Annotated in this window: 7 protein-coding genes and 1 pseudogene; 5 read left to right on the top strand and 3 right to left on the bottom strand. The window is 63.2% G+C overall.

Annotated elements, in window-relative coordinates:
* From B7Y64_RS18665 to B7Y64_RS18685, 5 genes are all read left to right on the top strand, one after another.
* A partial coding sequence (locus B7Y64_RS18665) for a thioesterase family protein (RefSeq protein WP_366614618.1) occupies window positions 1-472 on the top strand: 472 nt, incomplete at its 5' end.
* A gap of 196 nt (window positions 473-668) precedes the next feature.
* Window positions 669-2618, top strand: coding sequence for a DUF47 family protein (locus tag B7Y64_RS18670; protein WP_291329566.1), 1950 nt, complete (start codon window positions 669-671; stop codon window positions 2616-2618).
* Complete coding sequence (locus B7Y64_RS18675; protein ID WP_291327243.1) at window positions 2615-4246, top strand: PEP/pyruvate-binding domain-containing protein; 1632 nt, start codon at window positions 2615-2617, stop codon at window positions 4244-4246. Before B7Y64_RS18670 ends, B7Y64_RS18675 begins: the two co-directional genes overlap by 4 nt.
* 170 nt (window positions 4247-4416) lie before the next feature.
* Window positions 4417-4896 (top strand): hypothetical protein, encoded by a 480-nt coding sequence (locus B7Y64_RS18680; RefSeq protein WP_291327242.1) that lies wholly within the window; start codon window positions 4417-4419, stop codon window positions 4894-4896.
* A 486-nt stretch (window positions 4897-5382) separates the two neighbouring features.
* Window positions 5383-6435 (top strand): O-antigen ligase family protein, encoded by a 1053-nt coding sequence (locus tag B7Y64_RS18685; protein ID WP_291329568.1) that lies wholly within the window; start codon window positions 5383-5385, stop codon window positions 6433-6435.
* 333 nt (window positions 6436-6768) lie between these two features.
* Here B7Y64_RS18685 and B7Y64_RS18690 read toward each other — a convergent pair whose 3' ends face one another.
* The 3 genes and pseudogenes from B7Y64_RS18690 to B7Y64_RS18700 all read right to left on the bottom strand — a co-directional run.
* The gene (locus B7Y64_RS18690) at window positions 6769-8832 is read right to left on the bottom strand and encodes a nucleoside-diphosphate sugar epimerase/dehydratase (protein WP_291327239.1); all 2064 of its coding nucleotides are present in this window, start codon (window positions 8830-8832) and stop codon (window positions 6769-6771) included.
* Window positions 8833-8859: 27 nt separating this feature from the next.
* Window positions 8860-9321 carry a VanZ family protein gene (locus B7Y64_RS18695; RefSeq protein ID WP_291329570.1) on the bottom strand — a complete coding sequence of 154 codons (462 nt, stop codon included), beginning with the start codon at window positions 9319-9321 and terminating at the stop codon, window positions 8860-8862.
* A pseudogene (locus tag B7Y64_RS18700) lies at window positions 9322-9579 on the bottom strand (hypothetical protein); the annotation flags it as partial. It abuts the gene before it with no gap.

Raw genomic sequence — 9579 nt, forward strand, 5'->3', positions numbered from 1 at the left:
CCCCATGGCGCAGGCGACAATCGCCCGCATGCCTTGGGACCATCCACAGCCTTTCACCCTGCCCGCCACACCGCAGGCACACGACATTGACGGCCTGAACCACACCAACAACGCCGTGTACGTGCAGTGGTGCGAAAGGGTCGCCTGGGCACATTCGCAGGCCCTGGGCCTGGACCTGCACGACTACCACCGCCTGAACCGCGCCATGGCCATCCGCCGCAGCGAATACGACTACCTGCTGCCTTCGGTTCTGGGAGACGCGCTCACCCTGGGCACCTGGCTGGTGGCCAGCGACGGCAAGCTGACCATGGAGCGGCGCTTCCAGCTCATCCGCAACAGCGACCAGGCCACCCTTTTGCGCGGCCGCTGGGACCTGGTGTGCATCGAGCTGGGCAGCGGCAAGCCGCGGCGCATGCCCGAGGAGTTCTGCCGCATCTACCTGCCCGCCCTGACGGCGCAGCAGGACGGCTGATACGGTTTTGCCTTCAAACGTATAACGTCGTTGGGTCGCCTTGCCGTGCTAAAGCACTGTCTGCGACTCCCCGCCTAGTTATCCGATTGAATGCAAAACCTTCTGGGAGGCTACCCCGCAGGCCCTGCGGGGCTGTCATCAGCCTGCCATTCCCGCAGGCGTTAATACACCACCTGTATTAGCGGAGAACGTCCTGATGCTCAAGGAAAAAGCGGTTGCGTCCCTGGGGCAGCCCTCGCTGCTGATGCCCGCGTGGATCAAGGCTGCCCTGGCGGCCAACGACCGGCTCAAGCTGTACCTCACCCTGCTGCAATCGGCGGCGCAGCATGCGTCCACGCCCGATGGGCCGGTAGGACGCTGGGAGACGGACATCGCGCACGCCGGTCTGCAAGACGCCCCCTGGGCCCCGGAAATGTTGAGCGGCGCTTACTACGACGACGACCTGCTGATCCTGCCCCACATGGAAAACCTGCTGGAGGCGCTGTCAAACGACCTCGCCACCATGGCCCGCCCCCTGTGCGACGTCGGCCAGGCCAGCGCAGACGCGCTGACCGTGCGGCGAGACCACTGGCTGCTCCAGCTCCATGCACTGGCCGACGACGAGGGCCTGCGCCGCGCCGCGCTGGCCGAACTGACCCACGGCGACCGCCAGCGCGGCGACAGCCTGCACCTGCTGGTCATGGACCTGCACAAGCAGATCAATGCACTGTCGGGTGAAATGGCCACCGAAGACGTGGACGGCGCACACACCTGGCAGGTGCAGGACGATGACCGCCCGCTGATCCGCGCCTTCATGCGCGGCCTGCACCGCACCGCCGATCTGAAGTTTTCGCACCCCGGGCTTGACACCGCCGTCACGCGCGACGGCCCGCGGCTGCTGATCCAGAACGACATCGGAACCAACGACGTCCACGTGCTGGTCATCGAGGTGCAGGACAGCACGATCTCGCTCACCTACTCCGACCTGCACCCAGGCCGTTTCGGGTTTTTCCGGCAAATGCTCGAAGACATGGGTTTTGGCTGGGAGGTGTTCGACCCCCGGGTTTCCGAAGGGCTCAACGCCGGCAAGCCCTACCTTGTGGGCCAGGCGCGGCTGCAGGCGCAAAGCAATGCCGAGCTGCAGACCGGCCTGGAGAACGTGGCATCACGCATCGTCTTCGTGATCGACTGGAACCGGGCCCGCAAGCGCCTGCAGCATTTTGTGAGCAAGCCCCGGGCGCACCAGCTGCTGGCGCAGGCCGCGCAAAACGACTGGGGCCACATGGCCTGGCTGCTGGCCGGCGCCGAGCGCCTGGTTTACAACGCCATGCAGGCCGTGGACAGCGAAGCCTTCCGCGTGGGCGACCGGCTCGACGACGTGCTGGGTGAAGCCGCCGCCAGCGCCTACCTGCTGGAGCTGTTGCGCATCTCCAGCATGGTGCTGCGCCAGCAGCAGCCCGTGTCGCTGGTGGCCGACGAGGCCCACCTGCTGCTGGCCCGCATGCTGCGCCAGCGCACCTTTGAATTCGACCTGCTGGCCGAGCACGCCGCCTACACGCACGCGCTGGCCGAGGGCCTGTGCGACGCACTGGAGAACCCCGGCGATGCCGCCCAGACCCAGGCCCAGGTGCTGCGCGCCAAAAACTGGGAGCGCCAGGCAGACCACCTGCTCATGGATGCCCGCCAGCGGGCCGAGCGGCGTGCGCGCTGGCTGCCGGTGGTGGACTTTCTGACCAAAGCCGATGACGTGGCCGACGCGCTCGAAGAAGCCACCTTCATGCATTCGCTCACCCTCATCCATCCCGCGCCCGGGCTGCCCGCCGAAGTGCGCGCAGCGCTGTGCCAGCTGGCGGCCACGACACTGGCCGCCATCCAGGACCAGGTCAAGGCCATTGAAATTGCCCGCCACGCCAGCCAGCGCGCCGACGGCCCCGACAGCGAGCTGTTCCTGCAGACCCTGTGGCGCATGCTGCGCGCCGAGCGCCAGTGCGACGAACTGTTTCGCCAGGCGCGCACCGCCATGGTCAAAAACCTGCGCAACGCCCCGGTGGACCTGATGCTGGCCAACGACCTGGCCGCCACGCTGGAAAACGCCACCGACAACCTGCTGCGGGCCGGCTATGCACTGCGCCAGATGGTGCTCAACAAAACAGGAATGTCGGCATGAAATCCAGCTCCAGCCTGCCCAAGCATTTGTATCTTGTGCGCACGCCCGCAAGCCAGCACCTGCACAAGCCCTCGCCGGAGACCATGGGTGCCAAAGGCTACAACCTGCACCGCATGACCGAGGCCGGGCTCAACGTCCCCGTGGCACTGGTCATCGGAACGCATTACACCCACGCCCCGCAGGATTGCTTTTTGCCGGTGTTTTCCGTGGGCCTGCATGCGCTGGAGGAAAGCACCGGCCTGCTGTTTGGCGACGACCGCAACCCGCTGATCCTGTCGGTGCGCTCGGGCGCCCCGGTGTCGATGCCGGGCATGCTCGAAACCCTGCTCAACATCGGGCTGAGCGACCACACCCTGCCCGGTCTGGTGCGCCAGACCGGCAACCCGCGCATGGCCTGGGACGCCTACCGGCGCCTGGTGGCCAGCTACGGCGAAGTGGTGGCCGGGCTGCCCGCCAGCCTGTTCGAGGCCGAGATCACCCGAGTCACCCAGGGCCAGGATGAGCGGCTGCTCGATTTCAGCCAGTTGCGCCAGCTCACACGCAGCTTTCTGGCCCTGTATGAAACCCATGCGGGCCGCCCCTTCCCGCAGGATGCGCAGGAACAGCTCTCGGGCGCCATCGCGGCGGTGTTTGCCTCGTGGAACGCCGACAAAGCCGCAGAGTACCGGCGCATCAACCAGATCGACGCCGACATGGGCACCGCCGTCATTCTGCAGCGCATGGTGTTTGGCAACACCGGCGGGCATTCGGGTGCTGGCGTGGGCTTCACGCGCGACCCGAGCACGGGCGAGCCCCGCCTGTGGGTGGACTTTCTGGCCAATGCGCAGGGCGAAGACGTGGTCTCGGGCCGGCGCAACGCCCATGGCCACGCCACGCTGGCCGCCGTGGCCCCCGAAGCCTGGAAGCAGCTGCAGGCCTCGGCCCAGGCGCTGGAGCAGCATTTTCAGGACATGGAAGACTTCGAGTTCACCGTGCAGGACGGCGTGCTGCACATGCTGCAAACACGCTCGGGCAAACGCACCCCGCTGGCCGCCGCGCGCATCGCCCTCGACCTGCTGGACGAAGGGCTGATCGACAGCGCCGAGGCCTTGCACCGCACCCAGGCCATCGACGCCGCCGCGCTGGGCACCGTGCGCATGGTTGCCAGCGACGACCCCGACAACGCACCCGCCCCGCTGGCCCAGGCCAACCCGGCGTGCTCAGGCGTGGTGTCGGGCGCGATTGCGCTCGATGCGCAGGCGGTCGAACGCCTGGCGCAGCAGGGCCTGCCTGCCATCCTGGTGCGCCAGGACGCCGAAACCAGCGACATCGCCGCCATGCAGGGCGCGCAGGGCCTGCTCACCCAGCGCGGGGCCCGCACCTCGCACGCCGCCGTGGTGGCACGGCAGATGGGCAAAACCTGCCTGGTCGGCTGCACCGCGCTGCACATCGACGAGGCCGCCCGCACCGTGCAGATCGGCAGCCAGACCCTGGCCGAAAACGAGGTGATCACGCTCGACGGCAACGACGGCGCCATCTATGCCGGGCAAGCCACCAGCGCACTCGTGCCCGACACCGCCCTGCGCGCGCGGCTGGAAGAGCTGCGCAGCCAGCACCATGGCAAGGGTGCGCGCCACCACAAACATTGAATGGGATTTCAGGCATCTAAACCCAGAAGAGGCAACACAATGAACGCAAGCCCTCCCGTCATGGCAATCTGTTCAGTCGCCAAACAATTGGTGCGCCGCTTACAACGGAGCGCATGGCACTTCCCGCAAACAGTGGTAGGATTGATGCAAATAGTACCCAGGAGTGAACCATGAAGAAATTTGCCTTGCTTGCGGCGCTTGCCTCAAGCGCTTTTACCGTCAGTGCACAGGATGTCATTGGTTCGCTCCAGAGCGTTAGTGGCACTGTCAGCGTCAGCGGCAAAAGTGTTGTCAGCCGCGCCACCAACGGCACTCCCGTGGCGGAGGGCACCTCGATTCTTGTATCAAGTAGCGGAAAAGCAACATTGGTGCTGAAGAATGGCTGCACTGTCGCCTTGGGTGCCAATCAGCACCTGAGCGTTAGCGCCAAGACGCCTTGTGCGCAAGTTTCTGCATCGGTCAAGCACATGTTTCCTGCCTACCAAGTTGCGCAAGCTCCCATTGGCGCTGGCGTGATGCCTCCTCCACCCGCTAGCGCCCCCCAAATTGATAACAGCGCCAGAAATATGATCCTTGGTCTCGCAGGCACCGGTGTTGTTTTGATTGGGGCAAGCGGCTCCAGCAACAACAGCCCTGTTTCCGGTCAGTGATTGAGCTCAAATAGCCTTTCCAGTTCAAAAAAAACCAGCCAATGGGTTCATTGGCTGGTTTTTTTATGTGTTTCTGCCATTTTGCTGCTGGCCCCGCTGGTACGGGGGGGTAACCGGCAAATTGCGTTAACGGTTTTGCTTGCCCTGGGCATGGCGGTGCTGGCTATTTTGCTGGCACAAGCAACCTACCGGCTTCTCCCAGGCCACCACCCTGATACTGGCGCATTTTTCTCTGCATCAGCGGCAGAAACTTCTCCCTCGCGCCCGGTATGGTGGTGGGTTTTGGTCGTACTGGTTGCGTCCAGCCCCGTGTGGGTTGGTTTGCTGCAACTGGTTCCTGTCAGCAGCAGCCTCTGGGCTGGTCTTGCGGGGCGGGAGCCCTATCTTTCTGCGCTCGCCTCTGCGGGAGTGAATACACCCAGCAGCCTCCCCCTCAGCCTGCACCCCTCTGCCACCTGGGCGGCTTTGTGGTCCGCTGTGCCGGTGATGGCGGTTTTTTTGGCGGCTGTCTTCTTCAACCAGAACAGCTCTGAAAAGCTGCTGAAGCTGCTGCTGTTGAGTGCACTATTCCAATGCGTTCTGGGCCTGCTGCAGTTTGTCCAAGGGCCGAAAAGCCCGCTGTATTTTGAGTCCAGCGTTGGCGGTGTCATCGGCACCTTCAACAACAGAAACCACCTGGCAGACTTCCTGGCGATGCTGGTGCCTGTGTGGTTTTACTTCTTGGTCGCTCAGCAAAGGCCCAAAAAAAGCAGGCACTCCCACTCGGCGGCCGGGCGATTGCTCAATGCTTCCATGCCCCTGTGGCTTTTTGGCGGCTTTGGCATGCTTGTCATGGTGCTGAGCACGCGTTCTCGGGGCGGGTTGATCGCCGTCACCCTGGTGCTGCTGATTTCCGTGCTCTTTTATCTTTTCAGCCTGGGCAGCAAGCTCACACGCCTACAGAAGCTTGGGGTTCTTGCGGCTTTTATTGTCTTCGCTGTCTTGTCACTGTTTTCAGTGCAAATTGATACTCTGGGCCAGCGCTTTGAAGGCATACAGCTCAAAACCGATTCAGAGGTGCGCAACGCCTATGCACTGGCCACTCTTGATGCTGCCCGCACTTTTTGGCCCTGGGGCAGTGGCATGGGCAGTTTTGAGGCGGTTTTTCCACGCTTCCAACCCTTGCAGACACCCGGCTACGTGCCACACGCCCATAACGATTACCCGCAGCTGCTGATGGAACTGGGCGCCGCCGCCGTGCTGATTGCGGGCATGGTTTGCGCACTGCTGGTGCTACAGGTGCTCAGCCTGTGGCGTGCAATCCATAGCGCGCGACGCATGACGGCTGAGGTGACACTGCGCAGCTTTGCTGGCTTGGGCGCCCTGGCCCTGCTGCTGCACAGCTGGGTGGAATTCAACATGCACATCCCGGCGCTGGCCATTACAGCGGCATTTCTGGCTGGCACATTTATCAAACCCCTGGGCAAGCAGCCGGCCAGCAGTGTCAAGACACCGCGCGCCAGATCTGTGGAGCCTGATGCACAAAGCGTGGGCGATTGAAGCGCAACGCGGGTCAAGGGCGGGCTGAGGGCTTGTATTGACCAGGCTTTGACATGCTCATCAGCCAGAACGGAATCGGAGCTCCGCCTGAGTGGAATGGGTGCTCAGCCCCAGTAGGTGGCTAGGCTCAACCGAACGGAATTGGGGACTTGACCTGAACAAGAGCTTTTGCCCAGCTTAATAGCAGCCTGGAATGGGCCCAACCGTTAACGTTAGCTGTGTTTGCTTTGTTTGCGGTGTTTGCCGCGTCAACACGCTGGACTCTCCGTGTGGATTGCCTGGCCCGGATTGTCAGGTGGAGGGCGCCAGTTTTTTGGGAAGATCAGGCAAAGATCAGGTTGCCAGTGCTGCTGCTGCTCCGGGCGTTTTGCGGTCTGCTTGCTGGGCTTGATGGCTGGCCACCGTGCCGTCGTTGGCGACCCGGCCAGTTTGCTGAGCGTGGGCCTGATTTTGGTGGCTATGAATTTGTTGGCGCTGGGCTTCCAGGTACACCCAGTCCACCAAACCATTGGCAGGCTGGTAGCCAGAGACGAGTTTCAGCAACAAGGCTCTGACGGTCTGCATGTCGACGCGGTTCATGGCGCTTTGTAGCGCATGGAGCTCGGCTTCCAGTTGCTGCCATGGCAAATAGGCTTCTTGGGCCTTCATGATGCGGGGGTGGCTTGTGGGCTGGGCGCCGTCGCCTATCAGTAACTCTTCGTAGAGCTTTTCGCCGGGGCGCAGGCCGGTGATGCGGATCTCGATGTCTCCGTGAGGATTGGCCTCGTTGCGCACCCGCAGGCCCGACAACTCCACCATACGGCAAGCCAGGTCATAAATGCGCACGGGCTCGCCCATGTCCAGCACAAACACATCCCCGCCGTGGGCCATGGCCCCAGCCTGCATGACCAATTGCGAGGCCTCGGGAATGGTCATGAAATACCGCGTGATGTCGGCATGGGTCAGGGTGATCGGGCCATTTTGGGCAATTTGCTGCCGAAACAGTGGCACCACCGAACCCGAAGAACCCAGCACATTGCCAAAGCGCACCATGGTGAAACAGGTGTGCATGCCCGGCTGCTGCGCCATGGCCTGCAGCACCATTTCGGCCAGTCGCTTGCTGGCGCCCATCACATTGGTGGGCCGCACGGCCTTGTCTGTGCTGATGAGCACAAAATTGCCCACACCATGGGCCGCCGCCACGCGCGCGCACACCCAGGTGCCCCACACGTTGTTGCGCACACCTTCGAGCATGTTGTGCTCTACCAGCGGCACATGCTTATAGGCTGCGGCATGGTAAACCGTGTGAGGGCGCCAGGTGGCAACAATCTCGGTCATGCGGATTTCATCGCGGGCCGACGCCAGCAAGGGAACCAGCTCTACCGGAGGGCCATCGTGCTTGAGCAACACCGCCTGCAAATCTTGCAACACCTGGTAAAGCGAAAACTCGTTGAGCTCTACCAACAGCAGCCGCTGGGGTGCGCACTGCACTATCTGACGGCACAGCTCTTGGCCAATTGAGCCACCGGCACCCGTCACCATCACCACCTTGCCGTGCACATGCCTGCTCATCAGGCTGGAGTCGGGCACCACAGAATCCCGCCCCAGTAGGTCTTCGATGTTGAGCTCGTGCAAATCACCCAAAGATACGTTGCCACTTGCCAGCTCGGCCACGCCCGGCAAGGAGCGCACATGCACAGGAAAGGGCCGCAAAAAATCAACAATGGCAAGGCGCCGCTGGCGTGTCAGCGACGGAATGGCCAACAGCACATCGGTAACCTGCAGCTTTTCGAGCAACCCAGGCAGGTCGGCCGGTGCATACACCGGCACGGTGTCGAGTCGGCGTCCCTGCAGGTGCGGGTTGTCGTCAATAAAGCCCAGCATGCGTTGCTCGTGCGAATGGCCCAGGGCCGATGCCAACTGGCGCCCTGCAGAGCCCGCACCATAGATCATGACCCCGGTTGCCTTGCGCTTGTTGAGGATGCTGCGATAAAGGTCGCCCAGAAAAAACCGCACCAGCACCCGGCTTGCGCCCACGCCCACAAACAGCAGCAGCGGCTGGATCACCCCCACCGTGCGGGGAACGCCGTTGATGCCGATCACGGTAAAAATAGCGATGTAGGCCAGACTGTAAGCCACCATGGCCCGGGTAAGCGCCAGCATGGCCTGCCAGCCGGCAAACCTGAAAATGCTGGCATACAGCCCATATGACAGAAAAATGGGCGCCGACAGCACCACCGCCACCAGCACCGCCACCCAATGCGCCGGCTGCAAAACAACCCAATGTTCCAGGCGCAGGCACAACGCCAGCCACACCGTGACCATGCACAGCAAAGCATCGGCAACCAAAGCCACCAGCCGCTTGACCGGGCGGGGCATGTGCACCAAAAAGCGCACCACAGAGTTACTTCTCAACATCACTGACCTGGTTTTTGTAACAACACATCAATAGTAATCAACAGCCCGGGCGCTTCGGGGCTGGCCCCAGCGGCGCAGGGCCCGCCACAACAGGCTGCCCATCGCCAAGCCCGTTACATCAGCCATCAAGTCTGCCGCGCTGGCCCCGCGGCCCGGAATGTAGTGCTGCAAGCACTCGGTGCCCACAGCCAGCAGCGTCAACCATAGCACGGCGGTCTTGAACACCCCCAGCCCCCACCAGATACGCGCAGCCAAGGTGCCCAGCAGCGTAAAGAGCCCCAGGTGCACCCACTTGTCAGAATGCTCGGTGAAATCGGCTTGGTCCAGCACCTGCGCAAACGGCAGCCACGACGCCACCCACACCTTGGCAGCCAGCACCCTGTCGCCGGGCACCAGCAGCACCACGGCGGTCGTCACAACAGCCAGCCAGAAAACCACCTTCCACCACCGCACCGGCGTTGTCTGCGCTGCCTGCACGGGGCGGCGCATTCAGGCCGTGGCCGCAGCCACACCCCGCGCCAGGCCTTGTGCCTGGGCCAGCACATCGGTCAACACCCGGGCTGTTTTGTCGACTTCTGCGGCTGTGAGCGTGGGGTGCACCAGCAGCATCAGGCTGCTTTCGCCCAGCTGGCGCGCCACAGGCAAGCGCTGCGCGGGGCGCCAGCCGGTGTTGTCAAAGGCTTTTTCGAGGTAGACCTCTGAGCAACTGCCCTGGTAGCACGGCACACCCTGGGCGGAGACGGCCTC

Origin of the sequence: Acidovorax sp. 35-64-16, from assembly GCF_002281195.1 — a bacterium.
GTDB lineage: Bacteria > Pseudomonadota > Gammaproteobacteria > Burkholderiales > Burkholderiaceae_C > Acidovorax > Acidovorax defluvii.